Raw genomic sequence first — 21,594 nt, 5'->3', positions numbered from 1 at the left:
CCGGTGGCGGTGACCCCGTCGGACGACGGGCGACGGCCCGTCAGACCGTCGGCGGTGGCCCGTCGACGAGCGCCCGCGCCGCGGCGTACTCCTCGCGGGCGGCCTGCTCCGCGACGTCCAGATAGCCGTACGCGTCGGCGCCGACCGGAATGCGCAGCGGCGTGGGCCCCTCGGCGTGGACGAGGGACAGGACCCGCGCGGCGTAGTCGTCGGGACGCCCGGTCTCGGGGCTGTCGGCGAGTCCGCGCGCGCCTTCGAGCATCTCGCGGTTGGTCACGTCGTAGGCGGGGACCCGGTGCGCGGCCTCCGTCATGGCGGTGCCGTAGCGGGTGGCGAACATGCCGGGTTCGATCACCGTGACGCGGATGCCGTGCGGGGCCGCCTCCACCGCGAGGGCCTGGCTCATGCCTTCCAGGGCGTGCTTGGCGGCCACGTAGGCGCCGAGGCCGGGGAAGGCCATCCGGCCGACGATGGACGAGACGTTCAGGATGTGGCCGTGTCCCTGGGCCCTCATCAGGGGCAGGGCGAGCCGCGCGAGTCTCCAGGGCCCGACGACCAGGATCTCCAGCTGGTCCCGGAGCTCGGCGTCGGAGACCTCCTCGACCGCGCCGAACAGTCCGGCGCCGGCGTTGTTGACGAGGACGTCGATGCCCCCGAGACGGTCGACGGCCGTCCGGACGGCCTCCTCGCAGGAAGCGGCGTCCCGCAGCTCCAGCGGCACCGGGACGATCCGGCCCGGCCAGGCGGACCTGAGGTCCTCCAGGTCAGCCGTCTTGCGGGCGGTGACTACGAGTTGGTGCCCCGCCCGTGCCGCCGCGGCGGCCAATGCCATGCCGAGGCCCGAAGAACACCCCGTGATCAACCAGCGTCTGCCCATGGATCCCCCGTACGGGTCGCCGAAGTGATGACGCGCGGACGGCCCTGCCCCCCGCGCGCCGCCGGATGTGCCCCGTCCCGTCCGTCGCGGACGGGACGCGTTTCATCGTGGAGGCGAGATCCGGCCACGACCATCCCTCACGGAGGGGCGCGCGGAGGCACGGACGGGCGCAGCGGCGCCCGCTCCCCGACCCCTCCGGCACCGCGCACCACCTGCGGCGGGGCACGGATCCCGCGCCGCAGCCGTCGGGAGCATCCGGAAGCCGATCTCCCGGCCCGAACACGGCCGGCCGGTGGCGTCGTCCGCATGCTCGAACGTCGCAGGGATGCCCCGGGACATCCGGGGCACCCGTACCCCAAGCCCCGCACGCGGCGGCCGAATCGGCAGCTACGTACGGAGGCGACCACCGCTCCGGGCCGTCAGGCCCGCACCGGGCGGGGAGCGAAGGGCGGAACACCGCTCGCCGACGACGAGGCGGACGGCAGAGGCAGACGACGGGAACGGAACACAGGGAGCAGCGAGATGCAGGTCCGTCCGTGGCGCGTGCAAACCGACTCCCGGCTGACGGCTCACGCGGTCGCCGGCCGGTACCGGCTCGACGGCCTGCTGGGAAGAGGGGGCGTGGCCGACGTGTACGAGGCCGTGGACCTCCGGCTGCGCAGGCCCGTCGCCGTGAAGGTCTTCCGCTGCGGCGACACCCGGACGGAGGAGCACTGCGACGGCGAGGGACGTCTCCTCGCGCAGCTGCAGCATCCCGGTCTGGTGACCCTCTTCGACTCCGGCCGCGACGAGGGCCGTCCCTTCCTGGTGATGGAGCTCGTCCGGGGGACGACCCTGCGCCGGCGCCTCGCCCGCTCCGCGCTCACGGTGTCCGAGACCTGCCGCATGGGGGTCGCGCTGTCCTCCGCGCTCGCCCACGTGCACGGAAAGGGGATAGTCCACCGCGACGTCAAGCCGTCGAACATCCTCCTGGACCCCACCGACGCCCCGCGCCTGACGGACTTCGGCATCTCCCGCCGCTTCACCACCGACGACCCCGCGACCACGCCCGACGGCACCGAGAGCGGCGCGGCCGCCCCGGCCGCCGACGGCGAGGACATCCTCATGGGGACGGCGTGCTACATGGCTCCGGAACAGGCACTCGGCTGGACCACGGGACCGCGGGCCGACGTCTACAGCCTCGGACTCGTGCTCCTGGAGGCGCTCAAGGGCGAACGGGAGTACGACGGCCAGCCCCTGGAGGCGGCCCTCGCACGGCTGCACCGCCCGCCGGTGCTGCCCGACGGACTCCCCCCGGACCTCGGCGAACTCCTGAAGGCCATGACGGCGCACGAGGCCGCCCACCGACCCGACGCCCGTACCTGTCAGAAGACTCTGGCGGCGCTGCCGACGACCGACGCACGCGACCCCCGCCACGCCGCGCAGCCCGTGACGGCACCGACCGGCCCCGCGGCCCCGTCCCGGGCCCGCCGCTCGCTCTTCACGCTCACGAGGACGGAGCCGAAGACCGGGACGCCGCACCGCCCCGGGCGACTGCTCGCCAAGAGCGCGGCCCTGGCAGCCCTCGGCGTGACGCTGACGGGGTCCATCGGAGCCGCCCCCGTCGGGAGCCGGAGCGATGTGCAGCCGTCGCACGGTCGCGTGACCACCCACCAGCTCCAGGACGGCGCGAAGCCGACGAAGATCGACTGATCCGGGCCGTGTGAACCGGCGTTTCGCGAGCACACGTAGCAGCAGAGAACACGACGGCCATCGGCCGCACCGGAGGAAGGAAGAGGACATGACTCGTGACGTCTGGACCTATGCGGAGACCGCGACCCACGCGACAGAGGTGGATGTGACGGGATTCAAGGTCGAGTGCTCCGACGGCGGCATCGGCAAGGTCGACAGACACTCGGCGGAGGTCGGCAGCAGCCACCTGGTCGTGGACACCGGCCCGTGGATCATCGGCCGCCAGGTCGTCATCCCGGGCGGTGTGGTCACCGCGGTCGACCTCGCGACGGAGACCGTCTACCTGAGCTGCACCAGGGAACAGGTGAAGAACGCCCCCGAGTTCGTGCCCGGCCAGAACGACGACGCGGCCGGACAGCACAAGATGAAGTTCGTCGACTACTACCTGGCGTTCTTCCGGTAGGACCGCGGTGCAGGAGGCGGGTGCGGGGGCACGGCCCCGGCACCCGCCTCCTGCGTGTCGGCGGCACGGCCCCCGCACCCGCCTCCTGCGTGTCGGCGGCACGGCCCCCGCACCCGCCTCCTGCGTGTCGGCCGACACGCCGGGCGCGCGTCCCCCCGCCACGCGGCCGCGCCACGTCATCGTCGACCAGGGGCCTTCAGAAGATCGTGGCGACGATCCGCCCCGCGATGGTGAAGGCGTGGGTGCCGTACACGGCGAGGACCGCGACGGTGGCGGCCAGGAGGAGACCGAGCGGAACGGCCCAGGTGAGGCGGATCTTCATGCGTGCTGCCTTTCTGTGACGGGTACGGGGCGCGTGTCGGCGCCCACGGTCAGGACGGTGTCGCATCGGTCGCGGACCGAGCTGTCATGGGTGGCGATGACGACCGCGCAGCCTTCGTCGCTCATCGCGCGCAGGATGTCGACGACGAGCGCTGTGTTGTCCTCGTCGAGTGCGCCGGTGGGTTCATCGGCCAGGACGAGGGAGGGCTGCTTGACGATGAGCCGTGCCAGCGCGACCCGTTGCTGCTCGCCGCCGCTGAGCCGGTGAACCCGGTCCTTCTCGCGGCCGGCGAGTCCCACGCGCGCAAGGGCCTCGGCGATCGTCGGGCCGCCGGCACTCCTGCGGCGCGGTGCGATGGCGATGTCGAGGTTGGCGGCGACGGTGGCGTTCTCGATCAGCGCGTAGTTCTGGAAGAGGTAGCCGAGGACGTCGCGGCGGTAGAGCCGGGCGGCGCGCGGGCTGAACTTCGTGACGTCGCGGCCCTCGTGGCGGATCGCGCCCGAGCTGGGGGCGTCGAGCAGTCCGAGGCAGTTGAGCAGCGTGGACTTGCCGGAGCCGCTGGCGCCGACCAGGGCCAGCAGCCGTCCCGGCTGCACGGTGAAGTCGAGTCCGGACCAGAGGGTGCGCGATCCGTAGGCTTTCGTCAGGTTCTGAATCTCGATCACGAGGTCTCTCCGGTGGAGCGGTGGGGGCGGGTCACGATTCGGTGGCCCCTTCCTTGATGATCCTGCGGTGGAAGACGACCAGTGCCAGGAGGACCGCGGCGACTTCGGCGGCGACGAGCAGGCCGTTCGCCGTGAGGTCGAGACCGGTGAGCCTGACGGGAGGGGCGAGCGGCGCTTCGCCCCGGGCGGCGACCTCCGCCGCTGTCCTGTTGCGCCACCACACCTGCACGGGGACCCAGGCGGTGAGCAGGACGGCCAGGGTGCCCTCGACCAGGAGCAGGGGGCGGTGCACGGCGGCGAACCGCCAGCCGCTGATGTGCCGGGCGAAGATCGCCTGCGCGTTCCTCCGGGCGTGGACGATGCAGGCGCCGACACCCGTGATGAGGAGGACGGAGACCGCCAGGGCGAGGTTGAAGAGCTGGAGCCGGAAGTCTGCGACGAGGTCGCGGAGCATCATGGCCGCGTTCTGGCCGACCGGACTCATGCCGGTGACGTACGTCTCCAGCCGGTTGTCGGCGATGCCTTCCGTGACATCGGCGGGCTCCTTGAAGACGAGGCTCTGCTGGGAGGCGTAGGACATGTAGCCGCGGTCGCTCAGGTAGGGGGATCCGTCGGGGAACACGACGAGGACGGGGTCGGTGACGAAGGACTCGTCGGCCCCGGGATTGGTCTTGCTCTGGAGCCGTCCGCGCGGGTTGTAGGTGAACAGGCGCTGCCCGTCCCGAACGGCGACTGCCGTCACGTTCCGGGGCGGGACGCTCCCCGGGCTGCTCGGGTTCAGCAGTTCCGGGACCTTGCCGAGCAGGCGGGTCGTGTAGCGCTCCAGGCCGGTGGGGACGAGCAGCCGGACGCGCGCGGGGTCGGCGGTGGTCGGGGGCAGGCGGTGACCGGCCGCGTCGAGGACGTCCTGGGCGGCGAGGTAGGACTCGTTGACGATCAGGAGATCGCGCTCGGGAAGCGCACCGCGGTCGCCGGAGTTCCGGAAGTTGCGGTGACCCGCGACGATGACCTGGCCCGCCGCGTCCGCTGTCCGCAGCCAGCCGCCCACCTGCTCGGTGAGGGCCTTGAGGCCGCCCTCGCTCGCCACGCTGCCGTTGAGAGCGAGCGCCGTGGTGTCCCCGGCCTCCTGGTAGGCCTCGATGCTCGTCTGCCGGACCTCGATGTTCTGGCCCGCGAGGACGACGTCGCCGCAGATGCCGACCGCGAGCAGCAGGGCAGGGATCCGGACGAGGTAGGTGCTGGTCGTGGCGGCACGGGCCGGCAGCTCCCCCTTCAGCGCGCGCAGCAGCGTCGTCCTGAGGAGCAGGCGCAGCGTGATCGCGTGGACGGCGAGGGAGACGAGCCCGAGGGCCACGGCGAAGCCGAGGGACAGGAGGGCGAAGGTGCCGAACCAGGCGAGGCCGTTGTAGAGGCCCAGCAGGACCAGTGCGAGGGCGGCCACCGTGACCAGGGACAGGCCCCAGAAGGGAGCGAGGCGGCGCAGGTCCCAGCGCAGCATCTGTGCGAAGGAGCGGCCCTGGAGCCGTTGGACGCCGTAGCCCTTGGCGCTGAGCATGACGCCGGCGCCGGTCGTGGTCACGACGACGAGGAGGACGACCCACAGGGAGCGGAGCAGCGCGCTCCCGGAGTAGACGGGGGTGAGCTGGTCGAGGGCGAAGGGCTGGTAGACCCCTGCTTCCAGGCCGAGTCCGGCGAAGGTCCGGGCCAGGTCGTCGGCGGCCTGCTCGGAGCCGAAGACGTAGTAGTAGCCGCGGGGGTCCCGGTTGCCCAGCTCGGCGACGGGATGGACGTCGGTGCGGTAGTCGCGGTCGAAGGCGGGGTAGCCGTCGCGCACCCATGCGGAGCGTGGTCCCCCGGAGGCGAAGTAGAGGTGCCGTCGGCTGTAGGGCTCCTTGAGGTCGGGCACCTCTCGGGCGACCGAGACCTCGTGGGAGGCGGCGAACTCGCCCATGACGGCGGTGATCCGGGTGCCGCTGGTGGCCCCGGTGCTGTCCGTCACCCAGACGACGGCGGAGTGCCCGAGGGCCCAGCGCCCGTCGGAGTCGCGGAGGAACAGGAAGGAGAGGACGGCGGCGAACGCCAGCACGGCGGCGTGGACGAACGTGATGCTTCGGTGCAACATGGCGGACCCAGTGGGGGGGGAGGGCGGAGCTTCGGGGGCAGAATGGGGGAGGGGCGGTCCGCCCGCGGGGACGGACGAGGTCACTACCGCGGGCGAAACGCTGTCCTCACCGCAGCGGGGGCTGGGCTCTCACGCCCGGCCTCCGCTCAGCAACGGGTGTTGTAGTACGCCTTGTTGCCCGAGAGGGCGACGGTGGCGCTCGTGATGCTCCACGAGTCGGCCGAAGCCTCGTCGCTGTCGATGTACTTGCCGACGGACGTGGAGCCGTGGCAGACGGACGGGTGGTAGTAGTCCGACCACACGGTCGCGGTACCCGCACCGTGGTCCCACTCGCCGCCCTCGGCCGGGTAGGTGATGGTGGCCAGGGCCGGCGCCGCTCCTGCGATGACGAGCGCACCGGTCGCGAGGGCGACCTTCAGGCTCCGCTTGATCTGCATTTCAGCACTTTCCTTTCGGCTTGAGAACGATCTTGATCGCGATCGACGGAAGATTCGCAGGTGCCCTGAACACCTGTCAATAGCCTTGTGAACAGCGGTGATTGCCCGGCTTTTTCATCCACTGGGGGTTGTCTCACGACACATCCCCCGCGCCGCGCGGCCGAGGGATTTGAGGGGTGCGGAGCGATGCGCCTTCGATTCCGGATGTAGTCCCCAGGCGGCGGATAGGGGCGGGTCCGCCACCCTGCGAGGCGCGAACGGAAGTGGGTCCTCGCCGGCTGGACCGCGGCAGGGGGATCCTCCGGTACGAGTCGCCACGGCGGGTTCCCGTCCGTGAACGACCGCGGTGTCGCCTCCGGCTGATGCGAGGCGAGGGCAGTGCCGACGCGGGGGAGGGGACCCGTCCTCGGTGGGAGCGGGCGGCTCCTCGCTCCATCGGCCGCGCGCCTGGTGTGAGTCGACGACATCATCACGCTGCAGGCCTTGTGGCGCCAGAAGCTGATCGCGACGTACGTGCCCCCTCTTGCTCTCTCGTGAGGCCGTGACGCCAGAGCGGTCATCGCGGCGGAGCTCTCCGTCGACAGTCGGGGAATAGGGGGTGAAGTGTCGGCACACCGCTCGCACGTGCAAACCAGCCTGCGAGAGAAGGCGGGCGATTCGCCGACGTCTCGGGGACATCCACCGACCTGTCGGAGGCCCGGTGCGCCTCCGACCGAGCCCCGGTCACAGCCGAGCCGCCACAGCCGAGCCGGCGCATCCGTCGCCGCTGCTCCCGCCTCCCGAAGTCCCCTATAGCCTGCGTGCATGCAGCGGATCCAGCGGGCCTGCGGCGCGGTCATCGGCTCAGCCGTGGGTGACGCGCTGGGCGGGCCTTTCGAGTTCGGCCTCCCCGGTGTCTTCTCGGCGCGGTTCCCCGCGCCGGGGGCCGGCGGTGAGATGAGCGGGGGCGGCGGCTGGGACCCGGGGGAGGGGACGGACGACACCCAGATGGCCGTCCTCGTCGCGGAGTCTCTCCTCGAACGGGACGGCCTGGACCTGCCGGACGTCTTCGCCCGCTTCCAGCGGTGGGCGGCGTCCGAGCCCAAGGACATCGGTCTGCAGACGGAAGACGTCCTCACCAACGGCATGCCCTGGGACCTGGCGGCCGCCCTCCACTTCCAGACCAACCACCGTGCCGCGGGAAACGGCGCTCTGATGCGGGCGACGACCTCCGCGGTCTACTTCGCCCGCGCCGGAACGGCAGCCACGATGGACGCGGCCCGGCGCATCGCCGCCCTCACCCACGGCGACCGGGCCGCCTGGGAAGGCACCGCCGTCTACCACGAACTCATCCGCGTCACCATGGAGGGGGCCGACCCCCTGGCGGCACTCCCGGACATCCTGGCCCTCGTCCGCCCCGACCATCGCCGGCGCTACAGCACCGTCCTCGACCCCCGGTGGCACCCCGACCAGGCGACCGAGTTCAACGGCGCCGTCTGGCCGTGCCTCGGCTCCGCCGTATGGGCCCTGCGCACCACGACGACCTTCGAGGACGCGCTACGTGCCGCGATCGACCTCGGCGGCGACACGGACACGGTGGCCGCGGTCACCGGAGGCCTCGCCGGGGCCCACTACGGCCTGGAGGCCGTACCCGCCCGCTGGACCGCCCCACTCCACGTCCCCCTGCCGGGGTTCGACGGGCGGGTCCTCAGGCTGCCGGACCTGCTCGACCTCGCGATCCGCCTGGAGACCTGACCGGCGACGAGGGAGCGGCGGCCCTCCGTGGGCGCCGAGCCCCTCCACGCTTCCGTCGGCGAAGGGCCGGCCGGGGAGGGGTGCATCCGAGCAGGACCGGAGGGCAGAAGCTCAGGTATCCGAACGGCGGGATCGTTGCAAGGAGCCCTGGTGTCCGACGTGTCCAACCGAGTGACCGCACATGGCGGGAGGGCGTGGGCCGCCCTGATCGGCTTCCTCCTGGCGGTCTACGCCGTCGCCGCGGTGGGCGCCCTCGCCTCGGCGGATGCGGCGACCGTCTACACCTCACTGGACCTGCCGCCCTGGGCGCCTCCCGCGTGGCTGTTCGGCCCCGTCTGGACCGTGCTCTACGCCACCATCGGTGCAGCCGGATGGCTGGTCTGGCGGCGACAGGCCGCACCGCGCAGGAAGCCGGCGATCACCTGGTGGGTCGTGCAACTGGCCCTCAACCTCGGCTGGACCCCGCTCTTCTTCGGGCTGGGCGCGTACGGCGCCGCCCTCATCGAGATCCTCCTCCTGGTGGCGGCGACCAGCCTCACGATCTCGTACTTCAGCCGCGTGTCCAGAGCCGCCGCGCTCCTGCTCGTGCCCTACCTGGGCTGGGTGTGCTTCGCCACGGCCCTCAACGCGGCGATCTGGGTGGCGAACGGCTGACGGACACCAACCGTCGCCGCCCCGATGCCGCGCCGACGACTCGGAATCCAGACAACTCGGAGATTCCGTGCACAAGTGAGGAGTGAGCGCAGGAGAAGGGGGCAGGCGGTCGGTGCGCTGCGCCCCCCGACCTTGAAAGGCCTTCTATGTCCTGCGTGTCCAGCCTGATCGCCGTGCGCCTCGATGCCGGCGAGAGCACGGTGCCGCTCTTCGCACGATTCGCCTACTCGGCGGACCTTCCGTACGCCGTCCAGGCCGACTTCCTCGACGGACTGGCCGTCCTGGCCTCCTGGCAGTTCGACCGGACGATGCTGGCCGACGGGCTGCGCCGACCCGTGGGCGAGGGCGATGTGACGTTCCGTCCCCATCGGGGATCCGGGGGCCACGAGCTCCGCATCGGACTGGGCGGTCCCGCCGAGAACGAGGACGGACAAGCGGTCCTCTTCGCCGAGGCCAGGGCGCTCAAGGGGTTCCTGCGCCAGACGTACGACGTCGTCGGGGAAGGCGAGGAGTCCATGGACCTCGACGCGCTGCTCGACGAGATCCTGGCCCGCTGACCCGAGGAGCGCGACGACGATGGCGAACGACCCGTGGGGCTTCGACCCCTCGTGCGGCGAACTGGGCGACCTCGACCTCACCGGATGGAGGGTCGAAGCCGCCGACGGACGGGTCGGCGAGGTCGACACGTACTCCGATGTCACCGGCGAGGCGTTCCTCGTCGTGGAGGCCGACGGATGGATCTTCGGAAAGGTCATGATCCCCGCCGGCGCGGTGACGCACCTCGACCCGGCCGGACGCACGCTCCGGCTCGACCTGAGCCGGCAACAGATCGAGGACGCCCCGCAGTACCTGCCCGACCAGCACCACGCGGACCCGGAGTACCGCGCGGAGATCGCCGCGTACTACTGGGAGAACGGGCCCTGCTAGCTGGCCCCGGCCCGGCGGCCGGGGCGCGACGGGCGACCGGCCGTCCGCCGCTCAGCGCAGCAGGGCGGTGAGGAGGTCCGTGCCGAGGGTCGCGAGGTGCGTGTGGTCGAGGGAGTACTGGACGTAGCGACCGTGGCGCCGGGCGGTGAGGAGGCCCGCTCGGCGGAGGACGGCGAGGTGGCGGGAGACCTCCGGGGGAGAGAGCCTCCAGGCGTGGGCGAGTTCGCCGTTGGTGTGCGGGCCGCGGGCGAGCGTCCGGAGCAACCGCAGGCGTACGGGGTGGGCCAGGGCTTCGAGCCGGAGAGCGACGGTCTCCTGCGGCACGGGGTGTGACGGGCCGGATTCGGCCGCGGGGTACTGCACGACCGGCTGCCGTCCGGGTGCGTGGACGACCACCAGATGGGGCCGGCCGTAGGCGCTGGGGATGAAAGTGACGCCTCGGTCGTGGGCGGTGGTCGTGTTGTCCTGCAGCTGGTCCACGACGATGCTGTCGCCGTCCGGTGCCAGGGTCACCGCGCTGGAGACGGAGCCGAGAGCCGCCTCGATGCCGTGTCGTCTCAGCAGGTCGTTCTTCAGCCGCAGGTCGGTGGCGAGTTCCACGGCGACGGCCGTCCAGGCGGTGTCGAAGAACGCCTCGGCGCACTGTTCGAGGGTGCGGCGCACCTGCGCCCGCACGGCGGCCGGATCCGCGAGGAGCCGCGCCGCGAAGGCTTCCTGGAGCGCCCCGCGTGCTTGGGCGAGATCCAGGGCGTGCTCGCGCGCGGCGCGGTCGGCGAGCGGCGACGGCGACGGTGCGGGGAAGTGGATGCGGTCGTTGCCGCACGTGGTGGTGAGTGCGGTGGCGACGTAGCTTTCGTCGTCGATCCGGTCCAGGTCGTCGAGCTCCTCCGTCAAGGTGCCTCGGGGACGGGCGGGCACGAGGAAGTCGGCTCGTGAGGAACGCCAGAGGAACTGCGCCTCGCGCAGGCGCCGGTCCAGCTCGGGCGGCATCGCGGCCCAGACGTCGTCGGCCCACCCGGCCAGCCGCGGGTGGTGCGCCGGTTCGGCCAGGACGTGCAGCATCGCCGTCAGCTCGGCCAGTGGGGAGGCGGCGAACCGCAGCCTTCCGGCGGGCAGCCCGGCGATGTCGATCCGCAGCGTCATCCCCCCATCATCGACGGCCGGCGGCCTATGACGCCGCCGGTTGACGATGTGCGTCAACCCGCGTGCCGCATCGGCGCCCCGGCATCAGCTTGAGCGCATGGCAACCACCCCACGGATCCGACCCCACGCCCTCCTGCACGCGTCCGGAGGCCCCCGCTACGCCGCCGCCCTCGCCGTCGACGCGCTCGGCACCGGCTTGTTGCGGCCGTTCCTGCTCCTGTACGGAGTGACGGTCCTCGGGCTGTCCGCGCCGGCGACCGGCATCGCGATGACGGTCGGCATCGTGGCGGGGCTCCTGTGCATGCCCGCGGTGGGGAGATGGCTGGACCGGGGAGCACGCAGCACCGCCGTCGCGGCGTCCATGCTCGTCCGGGTGCTGGGCGTGGTGCTCCTGCTGGCCACTCCGACGGGCAACGCGGAGCTCTTCACCGTCGCGGCGCTCTTCCTCGGGATCGGCAACCAGGCCTGGCCGGCCGCCCACGCAGCCCTCGTCGCGACCATCGCCCACGGTCGGGAGCGCGACGCCGCCCTCGCAGGAGGGCGCGCCCTGCGCAACGCCGGACTGGGAGTGGGCGCCCTCCTCGCCACCGTATGCCTGACGGGTGGCACCACCGCGCTGCGGCTTCTCGCCGTCGTCACCGCCGTCGCCTACCTCGCCGCGGCCGCCCTGACCTGGTCCGTCCACGTGCACGCCCACCCGACCCGACCCGCCGGGCGCTCGGCCGGAGCCGAGCACACGGCTGACGAGCCTGCGCCCCGGATGCGTTCACTGCTGGCCGCCAACGTGATCTACGCGTTCTGCCTCAACGTCCCGGAGATCGCGCTCCCTCTGGTTCTCGTGACACAGATGGACGCCTCCCCGATGTGGCCCGCGGCCATCTTCGTGAGCAACACGGTGCTGGTGGTCACCTTGCAGATTCCCGTCACCGTCCTGCTGTCCCGCTTCCCCCGCCGGTCCGTCCTGGCGGTCGCCGGTGTCGTGCTGACCGCCTCCTACCTGGGGTTCCTCGCGGCCGTGTCCCTGGGACACGGCTGGGCCGCCCCGACGATCGCGGCGGTGTCCGTGGTCTGCACCCTCGGCGAGATCGTCTACGCCGGCAGTGCCACCGCGCTCGTCACCGCTCTCGCCCCGGCGCACGCGCTCGGACGGGTCCTCGCCCGCTTCCAGCTCTCCACCGGCTTCGGGCTCGCCGTCTCACCGGCGGCCATCACCGCCCTCGCACCCCACGGCCCGGCCGCCCTCTGGGGCGGCCTCGCCACCGCGACGCTCCTGGCCGCCTCCGCCGTGGCCCACTGACGTGGCCCCACGGGGTGTCGCGGGGGACGCTCCGTCGAGCCCGGCACCGGGCCGACGGGCGAGGGCCGACTGCCGACAGGCGTGACCATGCTGCGGACGGAAGGACGAAGGCGACACCGGCGCGCTCTCGCATGGGCGACGTCACCGCCGTCTTCTGAAGTAGCCGTTCTGATGGAGCTTGTAGAGGACCCAGGGCAGGAGGGCCGCCCACACGGCGAGGAACGCCCACTTGAACCAGGGTGGGCCGTCGGGGCGGTTGTCCTGAGCCAACTGGGACGCTGTGATGAGGAGTTCCGTCATGCACGGCGGCTACCCTCGCCCACGGACGGCACGCACCGCATCCGCGGAGGCGGATCGGCGGACCGTCCGCGGGGCGCGTCCGGCCGCGGCGTTCTTGCCGCCGACCCCTCCCGTACACACGCCCTACGGCTCGACCTGCCCGAGCCCCCGGGGAGGAAGCTCCCACCGTGCCCCGGCACCTCAGCTCGGTGCCAGCCGCCACAGCGGTGCCACCCGCCGGGCCGGTGAAGTCGCGCTCAGGAAGCGGAACAGCGTGTCGGCCTCGTCCGGGGTGAGGCCGAGGTCCTCGGTGATCCTGCGTGTCGTGACGTAGGCGAGGCCCTCGGCGCGGCGAGCGCGTTCGAAGGCGAGGTACCGGTCCAGGACGGCATCGGGTTCCCCGGGAGGGCGTGGGGCGGTGGGGGCGGGGAGGAGGGCGGCGCGCCGACGTTCCCGGGCTATCTCGGAGAAGCCGCAGACGGCGTGCGAGACCTTCTCGGCGGCGTCCAGGCTAGGACACAGCGCGAGGGCCCGGGCGAGCGGGCTGAGGCGGAGCGCGTCCTCGCAGGCGAGCCGGTACACGAGGTGCGAGGAGTCCTCCAGAACGACGGGGGCGGGCGCGTCGCGGGTGCCGCAGACGCCGCGGACGCCACGCGCCGCCGCGACGAGCATCGCGCCGGCCTCCGAGGGGTGCCAGTCGAAGACGGGCAGTACGTCGTCGGTGTCCTCGGGTGCCAGGGCGAAGGCCGGGGCGCCGAGACGCGGCGCCAGGACGGACCGCGGTACCTCGTTGTCCAGACCCGGTCCGGCGACGTGCACGGTGGTCGACAGGCCGGTCGCCGCGCAGGCGGCCAGGGCCAGCGCGTCGCCGAGCGGACTGCGCAGGGTCGGTTCGTCGCCGCGCGCGACGATGTCGCCGCCCACGTCCACGAGGTCGACGTGGGCGGCGCCGCACCAGCGGGCCGCCGCCTCGATCTGACGGGTGAGACCGATCGTCCCGTCGTACGGGTCGAGCAGTCCCAGTGCGGGCCGTAGACCGCCGGCCAGCCGGGGGAGGAGCGAGCCGGCCGGGGCCCTGGGCGCGGTGCGCGGGGTGACGAGTGCGAGGCCGGGCGCGGGGTGGTCGAGCGCCGTGAAGTCCGCGATGCCGCGCGGCCCGGGCACGGGATCGACGACCAGTCGTTCCCACGCGTAGGTGAGCACCAGGGCGGGAGTGTGCCGGCCGTGGATCGCGGTGTGCACCATGGCTGCCGTGATGGCGTCGCCGCCGCCTCCCGCAGCGATGAGAAGTCGCTTCATGCCCCCCACACAACCCCATGGGCGTGCGCCTCGTCAGCCGTATCGGGTGGTCCGGACCGCCCGTGGGCCGTGCCGGCGGCGGCATATCGGGACGAAGTACTTTCTTCGCGAAAAGTGCAGACGAACATCTAGAGCGTGAAACACATCTTTTGCTGATCGCACTACAGATATCGCCTCTCCGACCGCTCTAAGGTGCCGAGCTGTCACCACCCGTGACGACCCCTCAGAAAGCGAGACACTCGCCCATGAGCAAGATCATGCTTCCTTCCCCCTCCCTTCCCGCAACGGCCCCCGCCGAGCGGGAGACCCCCTACCAGCAGTACGTCTACGCCTACCCGCACCAGAAGGCCTACCGCCTCCTGGAGGAAGGCCCCCTCCTGAGCGACCTGTGGTCCGGCGAACGGCTCGACAGCCTCTCCCTCTACGCCCACGTGCCCTTCTGCGAGATGCGATGCGGGTTCTGCAACCTCTTCACCCGCACCGGCGCCCCCGAAGAGGTCACCGCCGCCTTCCTGGACACCCTCGCGCGCCAGGCCCGCGTCACCAGGGAAGCCCTCGACGCGCAGGGCCATCCCTTACGCTTCACCCTCGCCGCCTTCGGCGGGGGGACCCCGACCTACCTCACGGCCGACGAACTCACCCGGCTCTGCGACATCTCCGAGCACATCATGGGTGCCGACCTGCAGGCGGCGTCCTGGTCGGTCGAGACCTCGCCCGCCACGGCCACCCCCGACCGGCTCTCGGTCCTGGCCGAACGCGGCGCCACCCGCCTGAGCATCGGCGTACAGAGCTTCCTCGAGGACGAAGTCCGCGCCGCCGTCCGCCCGCAGAAGCGCCAGGAGGTCGAGTCCGCCCTCGCCGCCCTCCGCGACGCCCGGTTCCCCATCCTGAACATCGACCTCATCTACGGCATCGACGGCCAGACCGAACGCACCTTCCAGGTCTCCCTCGACGCCGCCCTCGCCTGGGAACCCGAGGAGATCTACCTCTACCCCCTCTACGTCCGCCCGCTGACCGGCCTCAGCTCCCGCCACGCCACCAGCCCCGCCGACTGGGACGACCAGCGACTGCAGCTCTACCGCTTCGGCCGCGACCACCTTCTCTCCGCCGGATACGAGCAGACGTCCATGCGGGTCTTCAGGCGCCTCGGCAGCGCCGCAGTCGAGGACAACGAGAACACCAGCATCAGCGAGTACAACCAGCAGGCCGGCATGGTCGGCCTCGGCGTCGGTGCCCGCTCGTTCACCACGGACCTCCACTACACCACCGACTACGCCGTCGCCGTCCCCGAGGTGCGCCGCATCATCGACGACTACATCGCGACCCCGAGCGAACGCTTCCGCCGCGCCCAGTGGGCCTTCGCCATGAACGACGACGAACGCCGCCGCATGTACGTCCTCCAGCACCTGCTCGAATCGACCGGACTCGACGTCACCCGCTACGAACGCCACTTCGGCACCCGCTTCGAGGACGACTTCACCACCCAGCTCGACACCCTCCTGACCCGCAACTGGGTCCGCGCCGCCGGCACCGTCCTGCTGCTCACCCCGGAGGGGATGGCCCGCGCCGACGCGATCGGGCCGCGGTTCTTCTCCGACCACGTGCGCGCGAACATGAGCAGCTACCAGGACCGGTAGACAGCCGCCGGGTCCGTCGAGCGGCCCGGCCCCGTCACCGACCGACCGGCTCGGACCGAGGCTCCCGGACCGCCTTAGGCCGGCGCCCCGGCAACGAGACGGCCACCAGCCCGCCCAGCAGCAGCAGGCCGCCCACGACGGCGACCGGCCCCGGCCGTTCACCGAGCAGCAGCACACCCAGCACGGTGGCGACCAGCGGTTCGGCCAGGCTCAGCGTCCCCACCGTGGCGGCGCTGAGCCGCCCGACCCCCCGGGTGAACAGCAGATACCCCAGAGCCGTCGTCCCCAGCGCGAGCCAGCCCACCAGCGCCGCCCCGCGCGCGGTGAACAGCCCCTCCGAGGAGACGAGGAGAAACGGGGAGACCACCAGTCCGGCGCACACCACACTCACCGGTGCCGCCGTGTCCAGATCACCGCCCCTCGCGCCCACCTCCTTGGTCGCCGCGATGTAGACCCCGAAACTGGCCCCCGCCACCACCCCGAACACCACACCGAGGACGTCCGCCCGCCCCGCACCGCTGGGCAACAGCAGCAACGCGATCCCCACGACCGCGCACAGGGTCCCCGCACTCCACCGCCTCGACAGCCGCTCACCGGACAGCGCGAGCCCGCACACCCCGGTCACCACCGGCACCACGCCGAACGCCGACGCCGTCGCCAGCGCCGCCCCCGAACGCTCGACCGCCTGCAGAAAGCACACCTGGAACGCGGCGGTCACCAGCACGCACACCACGACCCACCGCCGCACCCCGCGCACCAGCAAGGTGCGCAGCCCGGCCGGCCGCACCGTCACCACCGCCAGCACCAGCCCACCGACCAGCATCCGGGCCGCGCCCAGCGACACCGGATGGGCGCCGCTCCCGGCCCAGACCTGCGCCGGCCCCACAGTGCCCCATAACACCGCGGCCACCAGCACCAACACCACACCGCTCACACCGACCCCCTCCGTGGCACAGACGGGGCGAACGTACCGGCGCCCACCACCCTCGGGCCCCTGGCAGAACCCATGAGATCCGGCGCGCGCGACCGGCGGATACGACGCTTCCGCACCGTACGGCGCGGTTCCCGCCCGGGAACCGACCTCGGCGACCCGCAGGCCCGGCAGCCGGGCCGGAGCCCCGCACCGCGGCGCCGGCGCAGGATGTCAGGCCGTGTTCAGGACAAGGGCGTGGGCCGTCGCGGGGGAGGCAGGGCCCGTAGCAGTTCCCACAGGGGCGTGGAACCGCCGGCCCAGGTGGCGAGAACCGTGCGATTGACGAGGTGCAGGCGTTGATCGCGGGCGAACTCGGTTGCCGGCCCGGTGAACCGGCCGTTCGTCACGAGGACGATCACGTCGCCTCCGTGGACGGGCCTGCCGGTGCCGTTGAGGACGTGCAGGTCCGGCGTCCCGATCGCGGCCCCGGCGAGTCCGTCCCGCCGGTGCTTGCACTGGATGACCCACCGTCTCCCGTAAGGGTCGGTCGCCTTCACGTCCGCGCCGTTGTCCCGGGCGCCGCCGACCTGCACGGCATCCGTGCATCCGTCGCGGTACATCAGATCCCGCACCGCGTGCTCGAACTGTCGATGATGCAGCGAATCCAGATGCGTCAGGGCGTATCGCAGCCCCTGAGACCGTACGCGTTCCCACTGGACAGCCCGCTGCCGCCGTACGACCCGGACGGCCACCGCGCCGCAGGCGAGCACGGCGAGGGTGACCGGGATCCACGGATGGGCGGCGAGGAACCGCATCAGGCCTGTCAGCAGCAGCCACACGAGAAGGCCGGCACCGCCCAGGAGAACGAGCTGTTCACTGCCGGCGTTCTTGCGCGAGCGTCGCCTCGCCGGGCGGCGCCGCGCAGGGCGACGGCTCACCTGTCGCCCCCGCTTCGGTCCCACTTGATCGGGTACGACACACTCGGGTTCGGCCGAGGAGGAGTCTGCTTCGTCCCCGGCCACGTGATCGGATAGGACACCGTCGGCGCCGGACGGGGCGTCGACCGGCCCGAGTCCGGCCACTTGATCGGATAGGTGGTTCCCGGCGACGACCGGGGCGCCGGCGCCCGTTCCGTCCCCGGCCCGCTGCCCGTCGACGTGGGTGAGCCGCCGAACAGGACGACGACCGCCACGATCCCGATGGCCAGGGCGGTCTGCTTCCTCGTGCCGGCCGGCGCTCGCCAGTACGACCGGACCACGGTCCCGTTCCGCCTGATGTATCCGCTCACTAACGGCACAGCTTTCCCTCCCCCTGGTCGCGGGCCGCATCCCGCGCAACGACCAATCTAGCGACTGCCACTGACAGGTGGTCACCTGTCGGTCGCGTGAGGTGATCTCGGGGCGGTCCCTTGAGGGGTCCGGCGGCGGCCGTTTCGGCCGGGGGGAGGGGGCGAGGCCGGGGACGAGGGGCGTCAGGCGGGGACGACGAGCGGCGGGTGGTCCAGCACCCGAGGCTTGTACTCGACGAGCTGGATGCTGTTGTCGAAGGTGCGGTGCTCGACCATCTCGAGCGCCACGTCGGGATATCCGTCGTAGATGCGTTCCGCGCCGGTGGCACCCGTGATCACCGGGAACATCACGACGCGGAAGCGGTCGACGAGCCCGGCGCGCAGCAGGGAGCGGGACAGGCTGAGGCTGCCGATCGTGCTGAGGAGCCCCGAGCCGCTCGCCTTCATGGCGCGGACCGCTTCGACGGCGTCGTCGCGGACGAGGGTGGCGTTCGCCCAGTTCAGCGGCTCCTCGAGCGAGGAGGAGAACACGAGCTTCGTCGCTTGCGTGAGCTCGTCGACGGAGGCTTCCTCCTCGGGACGGAACTCGTCCTGCCCCGGCGGGACCTCGCCCGCGGCGAAGCCCGACATCAGGCGATAGGTGTTCGCTCCCATCAGGTAGGTGGGCTGCGGCTGTGTGCCGAGCCATGCGAGGTACTCGGGGCCTTCGAGACCCCAGAATCCGGGCCATCCCTCTCCCGACGCGTAGCCGTCGAGGGAGGTGATGAAGTCGACGAGAAGCTCCGACATGGCGGTGTCCTTTCCTGGGCTGTCACCAGCTTGGACCGTCCGGGAAGGGCAGACTCATCGGCCGCGCCGCAGAGCGCGAAAGATCGACGGCTAGACGCCGGCCTGGTGGCGGAGGCCGGTGAGGGTGAGGTCGAGGGCGGAACGGAACTGGTCGGTGTCGTCGTGGCCGTCGAACTCGTCGACGATGTCGTGGATGAAGGGGAAGTCCTGGGGAGCGAGCTCTCGCCAGGTCCGCGCGAAGCGGCCGAGGTACTCGTCCCGGTCGGTCGCGCCGTCGAGGATCTCCTGCGGTGGCTCCTGGCCCATGTCGACGGCGGAGCCGACGACGACACCGATGACCGCCGAGACGGCGTGGAAGCGCTGGCGGGCGGTGAGGTCCAGTCGGAGGGTCTGCCGGCCGAGCATCTCGTAGATGCGCAGGGAGTTGCTCTGCACGTCGGTGTTGCGCATGAAGTACGCGCCGAGCCACGGCCGGCGGACGACCGCGTCGAAGAGGGTGACCGCCATCGCGCGCAGGTCGTCGATCGCGTCCTCGGTGGGCGGAAGCTTCTCCAGGTCGGCGAGGACACCGGCCATGACGTGGTCCGTGGCGAGGTCCAGCAGCTCGTCCTTGTTCGCGACGTACCAGTAGATGCTGGCGACCCCTCCTCCCAGGCGCTGGGCCAGGGCGCGGAAGGTCAGGGCCGGGGCCCCCGCCTCGTCGAGCAGGGCGACCGCTTCGCCCAGGACGGATTCCATTGAGTGCGAAGCGCGTCGGCGTCCCCCGCCGGGGCGGGACTGCTGGCGTGCCATGGCGTGCACCTCTCACTGGTGGACCGGGCTTTTGCATTGGATCGAACGCTGTTCTATCGTACCGCATGGAACATCGTTCGATACTCGAACCACGTTCGATCGAAAGGAGTGCGCCATGACCACCGCCACGCTCACCCCCTCACCCCGCACCTACCCGTCGCTGCGCGCGGCGTGGATCCCTCTGGCCGCGCTCTGCCTGGCCTTCTTCGTCGAGATGGTCGACAACACGCTGTTGTCGATCGCGCTCCCCACCATCGCCCGCGATCTCGGCGCGGGCACGACCGCACTGCAGTGGGTGACGGGCGCCTACTCCCTCACCTTCGGCGGGCTGCTGCTCACCGCCGGGTCCATCGCGGACCGGTTCGGGCGCCGCCGCGTGCTCCTGATCGGGCTCGCGGCCTTCGGGACACTCAGTCTCGGCGTGCTCCTGGTCCACTCCGCGGGAGGCCTCATCGCCTTGCGCGCGGGGCTCGGCATAGCCGCGGCGGCGATGGCACCGATCACGAACTCACTCGTCTTCCGCCTCTTCGACGACCGTGCGCTCCGCACGCGCGCCATGACCGTGATGATCATCGTCGGCATGTCCGGATTCGTCCTCGGCCCGCTGCTCGGCGGCACCGTACTGGCACACGTCTCCTGGCAGTGGCTGCTCCTCGTCAACGCCCCCATCGCGGTCATCGCCGCTGCCGGTGTCCGGTTCGGCGTCTCGGCCGACCGGTCGCAGGACCTCACCAAGGACTCCCTCGACATGCCGGGCGCCGTGCTCAGCGTCGCCGCCCTCGGTCTCGCCTGCTACTCCCTGACCAGCGGCGTGGAGCACGGCTGGCTCTCCACGATCACCCTCGCGTCGATCGTCGGCGCCCTCGCCGCAGCGGTCTGGTTCGTCCGGCACGAGCGCCGCACGGCCGCACCCATGCTCGATCTGCGCCTCCTGTCCCGCGGCACCGTCCGCGGCGCCGCCCTCGCGCAGATCGGCACGTCCATCGCCATGGCCAGCGTCATGTTCGGCCTGATCCTGCACTTCCAGTACGCCTACGGCTGGAGCCCCGTGCGCGCCGGCCTCGCCAACCTGCCGATCATCGCGACCATGCTCCTGGCCACCCCGCTGTCGGAATGGCTAGCCCGGAGGTTCGGCCACCGCGTCGCCTGCCTGGTGGGCGCCGGATTCCTCGCCGGGGCGCTCGCCGGCCTCGCCTGGGGCGTCGAGCACGGCTACGCCGTCATCGCCCTCTGCATGGTCCTCATGACCATCGGCCTGCGTACCGTCATGACGATCTGCGCGGTCGCCCTCGTCGACGCGATGCCCGCCAACCGCACCTCCCTCGGCACCGCACTCAACGACACCGCCCAGGAGGTCGGCTCCAGCGTCGGCACGGCCGTCGTCGGCACCCTCATCGCCGTCCTGGTCACCACGCAGCTCCCCGCCGGCACCTGGAGCGGCGACCTCGTCGCCTCCTTCTTCCACGGCGAGCGCATCACCTACGCCCTCCTCGCGATCGTGGTCGGCCTGATCGCCGCCGGCGGCGCCCTGAGCCTCACCGACTCCCGCTCCGTGGAGGAGCACCCGGGTGAGGAGGCCGCCTGACCCTGCCCGCCTCTGTCGGAGGCGAGCTGCCCGGCACCGCCACGGGGTCGCCCGCGTCCGCCCGGCGCTCGGGCGGGCGCGTCAGAAAGCGCGTACACGTCCGCCCCCGCAGCCCGGCCCACGCACGTGACTGCCAGGGTTCGTCGGGGGAAGCAGCTTCTCCATGAGGCTCATCAGTGAGGGGCATCGGTCGGACGCGGCGGTCGCACGGCGGTGGCCGCGGTACTGCGGAGCCGCTGTCGCGGTGGCCGCGGCAGCAGCGGCGGGGTCGAGGTCCGTCGACCCGGACAGTGCCTGGTACCGGGCGCTGCGCAAGCCGCCGTGGCAGCCTCCGGCGTGGACGTTCGGAGCGGTGTGGACGCCGCTGTACGCCTCGCTCGCCTTCGCCTGCGGGCACGCGCTCGGGGGCGACAAGGCGCAGGGCCGGGCGATCGCCGCACGGTTCGGCGTGAACCTGGCGCTGAACGCGGGGTGGACCTGGCTGTTCTTCGGCCGCCACAGCCCGCGGGCGGCCCTGGCCGGTACCGTACTCCTCGACATGAGCAACGTGGAGCTGATCCGTCGCCTCGCCCGCACCGACCCGGTGGCAGCCCGAGCGCTCGTCCCCTACGCGCTCTGGTGCGCGTTCGCCACCGCACTGAACACGTCGATCACCCGACGCAACCCTTAGCCCCGGCAGCCCCCAGCCGCTCCGCCCATA

The 21,594-nt window shown here is 72.0% G+C and carries 22 protein-coding genes; 10 read left to right on the top strand and 12 right to left on the bottom strand.

What is annotated here, in order from left to right; all coding sequences use genetic code 11:
* Positions 1 to 40: 40 nt before the first annotated feature.
* Entirely contained in the window at positions 41 to 877 is an 837-nt protein-coding gene (locus ACF09E_RS12345) for an SDR family oxidoreductase (protein WP_392205115.1), read from the bottom strand.
* 522 nt (positions 878 to 1,399) lie between these two features.
* On the opposite strand from ACF09E_RS12345, the gene ACF09E_RS12340 reads away from it, so the two are divergent.
* Together ACF09E_RS12340 and ACF09E_RS12335 are read left to right on the top strand one after the other, a co-directional pair.
* The gene (locus tag ACF09E_RS12340) at positions 1,400 to 2,569 is read left to right on the top strand and encodes a protein kinase (protein ID WP_392205114.1); all 1,170 of its coding nucleotides are present in this window, start codon (positions 1,400 to 1,402) and stop codon (positions 2,567 to 2,569) included.
* Between the two features lie 88 nt (positions 2,570 to 2,657).
* Positions 2,658 to 3,011: a PRC-barrel domain containing protein gene (locus tag ACF09E_RS12335; RefSeq protein ID WP_392205113.1), complete on the top strand. Its 354-nt coding sequence runs from the start codon at positions 2,658 to 2,660 to the stop codon at positions 3,009 to 3,011.
* A gap of 196 nt (positions 3,012 to 3,207) precedes the next feature.
* Here ACF09E_RS12335 and ACF09E_RS12330 read toward each other — a convergent pair whose 3' ends face one another.
* The 4 genes from ACF09E_RS12330 to ACF09E_RS12315 all read right to left on the bottom strand — a co-directional run bounded on the left by ACF09E_RS12330 (position 3,208) and on the right by ACF09E_RS12315 (position 6,557).
* On the bottom strand, positions 3,208 to 3,333 hold the full coding sequence (locus ACF09E_RS12330) for a hypothetical protein (protein WP_392205112.1): 126 nt from the start codon (positions 3,331 to 3,333) through the stop codon (positions 3,208 to 3,210).
* Complete coding sequence (locus ACF09E_RS12325) at positions 3,330 to 3,998, bottom strand: ATP-binding cassette domain-containing protein (RefSeq protein WP_392205111.1); 669 nt, start codon at positions 3,996 to 3,998, stop codon at positions 3,330 to 3,332. Before ACF09E_RS12325 ends, ACF09E_RS12330 begins: the two co-directional genes overlap by 4 nt.
* Positions 3,999 to 4,029: 31 nt before the next feature.
* Entirely contained in the window at positions 4,030 to 6,120 is a 2,091-nt protein-coding gene (locus ACF09E_RS12320) for a hypothetical protein (RefSeq protein ID WP_392205110.1), read from the bottom strand.
* Between the two features lie 146 nt (positions 6,121 to 6,266).
* Entirely contained in the window at positions 6,267 to 6,557 is a 291-nt protein-coding gene (locus ACF09E_RS12315) for a lactococcin 972 family bacteriocin (RefSeq protein WP_392205109.1), read from the bottom strand.
* Positions 6,558 to 7,361: 804 nt separating this feature from the next.
* Here ACF09E_RS12315 and ACF09E_RS12310 point away from each other — a divergent pair.
* The 4 genes from ACF09E_RS12310 (at position 7,362) to ACF09E_RS12295 (ending at position 9,872) form a co-directional block, all read left to right on the top strand.
* A complete protein-coding gene (locus ACF09E_RS12310) occupies positions 7,362 to 8,291 on the top strand; it encodes an ADP-ribosylglycohydrolase family protein (protein WP_392205108.1) in 930 nt (309 codons plus the stop codon).
* 150 nt (positions 8,292 to 8,441) lie between these two features.
* Positions 8,442 to 8,945, top strand: a complete 504-nt coding sequence (locus ACF09E_RS12305) for a TspO/MBR family protein (RefSeq protein ID WP_392205107.1) — start codon at positions 8,442 to 8,444, stop codon at positions 8,943 to 8,945.
* A 155-nt stretch (positions 8,946 to 9,100) separates the two neighbouring features.
* Entirely contained in the window at positions 9,101 to 9,502 is a 402-nt protein-coding gene (locus tag ACF09E_RS12300; RefSeq protein WP_392205106.1) for an SsgA family sporulation/cell division regulator, read from the top strand.
* 19 nt (positions 9,503 to 9,521) lie between these two features.
* Positions 9,522 to 9,872 carry a PRC-barrel domain containing protein gene (locus tag ACF09E_RS12295; RefSeq protein WP_392205105.1) on the top strand — a complete coding sequence of 117 codons (351 nt, stop codon included), beginning with the start codon at positions 9,522 to 9,524 and terminating at the stop codon, positions 9,870 to 9,872.
* A gap of 51 nt (positions 9,873 to 9,923) precedes the next feature.
* Here the strand turns inward: ACF09E_RS12295 and ACF09E_RS12290 are convergent, their stop codons facing one another.
* The gene (locus ACF09E_RS12290; protein ID WP_392205104.1) at positions 9,924 to 11,015 is read right to left on the bottom strand and encodes a DUF5937 family protein; all 1,092 of its coding nucleotides are present in this window, start codon (positions 11,013 to 11,015) and stop codon (positions 9,924 to 9,926) included.
* Between the two features lie 97 nt (positions 11,016 to 11,112).
* On the opposite strand from ACF09E_RS12290, the gene ACF09E_RS12285 reads away from it, so the two are divergent.
* Positions 11,113 to 12,312: an MFS transporter gene (locus ACF09E_RS12285; RefSeq protein ID WP_392205103.1), complete on the top strand. Its 1,200-nt coding sequence runs from the start codon at positions 11,113 to 11,115 to the stop codon at positions 12,310 to 12,312.
* Positions 12,313 to 12,453: 141 nt separating this feature from the next.
* Here the strand turns inward: ACF09E_RS12285 and ACF09E_RS12280 are convergent, their stop codons facing one another.
* Positions 12,454 to 12,612 carry a hypothetical protein gene (locus ACF09E_RS12280; RefSeq protein ID WP_392205102.1) on the bottom strand — a complete coding sequence of 53 codons (159 nt, stop codon included), beginning with the start codon at positions 12,610 to 12,612 and terminating at the stop codon, positions 12,454 to 12,456.
* A 180-nt stretch (positions 12,613 to 12,792) separates the two neighbouring features.
* Entirely contained in the window at positions 12,793 to 13,890 is a 1,098-nt protein-coding gene (locus ACF09E_RS12275) for a DUF1152 domain-containing protein (RefSeq protein WP_392205101.1), read from the bottom strand.
* Positions 13,891 to 14,135: 245 nt separating this feature from the next.
* Here ACF09E_RS12275 and ACF09E_RS12270 point away from each other — a divergent pair, with 245 nt between their 5' ends.
* Positions 14,136 to 15,527 carry an STM4012 family radical SAM protein gene (locus tag ACF09E_RS12270; protein WP_392205100.1) on the top strand — a complete coding sequence of 464 codons (1,392 nt, stop codon included), beginning with the start codon at positions 14,136 to 14,138 and terminating at the stop codon, positions 15,525 to 15,527.
* 34 nt (positions 15,528 to 15,561) lie between these two features.
* Here the strand turns inward: ACF09E_RS12270 and ACF09E_RS12265 are convergent, their stop codons facing one another.
* The 4 genes from ACF09E_RS12265 to ACF09E_RS12250 form a co-directional block, all read right to left on the bottom strand.
* Positions 15,562 to 16,461 carry a DMT family transporter gene (locus ACF09E_RS12265; RefSeq protein ID WP_392205099.1) on the bottom strand — a complete coding sequence of 300 codons (900 nt, stop codon included), beginning with the start codon at positions 16,459 to 16,461 and terminating at the stop codon, positions 15,562 to 15,564.
* Positions 16,462 to 16,682: 221 nt separating this feature from the next.
* Positions 16,683 to 17,378, bottom strand: coding sequence for a restriction endonuclease (locus ACF09E_RS12260; RefSeq protein WP_392205098.1), 696 nt, complete (start codon positions 17,376 to 17,378; stop codon positions 16,683 to 16,685).
* 533 nt (positions 17,379 to 17,911) lie between these two features.
* Positions 17,912 to 18,517, bottom strand: coding sequence for a dihydrofolate reductase family protein (locus tag ACF09E_RS12255; protein WP_392205097.1), 606 nt, complete (start codon positions 18,515 to 18,517; stop codon positions 17,912 to 17,914).
* Between the two features lie 90 nt (positions 18,518 to 18,607).
* On the bottom strand, positions 18,608 to 19,255 hold the full coding sequence (locus ACF09E_RS12250; protein WP_392205639.1) for a TetR/AcrR family transcriptional regulator: 648 nt from the start codon (positions 19,253 to 19,255) through the stop codon (positions 18,608 to 18,610).
* Positions 19,256 to 19,424: 169 nt separating this feature from the next.
* Here ACF09E_RS12250 and ACF09E_RS12245 point away from each other — a divergent pair, with 169 nt between their 5' ends.
* Positions 19,425 to 20,894, top strand: coding sequence for an MFS transporter (locus tag ACF09E_RS12245; RefSeq protein WP_392205096.1), 1,470 nt, complete (start codon positions 19,425 to 19,427; stop codon positions 20,892 to 20,894).
* A gap of 244 nt (positions 20,895 to 21,138) precedes the next feature.
* Positions 21,139 to 21,564, top strand: a complete 426-nt coding sequence (locus tag ACF09E_RS12240; protein WP_392205095.1) for a TspO/MBR family protein — start codon at positions 21,139 to 21,141, stop codon at positions 21,562 to 21,564.
* Positions 21,565 to 21,594 lie beyond the last annotated feature (30 nt).

It is taken from the genome of Streptomyces sp. NPDC014891 (assembly GCF_043081085.1).
In the GTDB taxonomy this organism is placed as follows: Bacteria; Actinomycetota; Actinomycetes; order Streptomycetales; family Streptomycetaceae; genus Streptomyces.
Note: the sequence above shows the minus strand (reverse complement) of the source record. Positions and strands in the feature narration are given on the sequence as shown.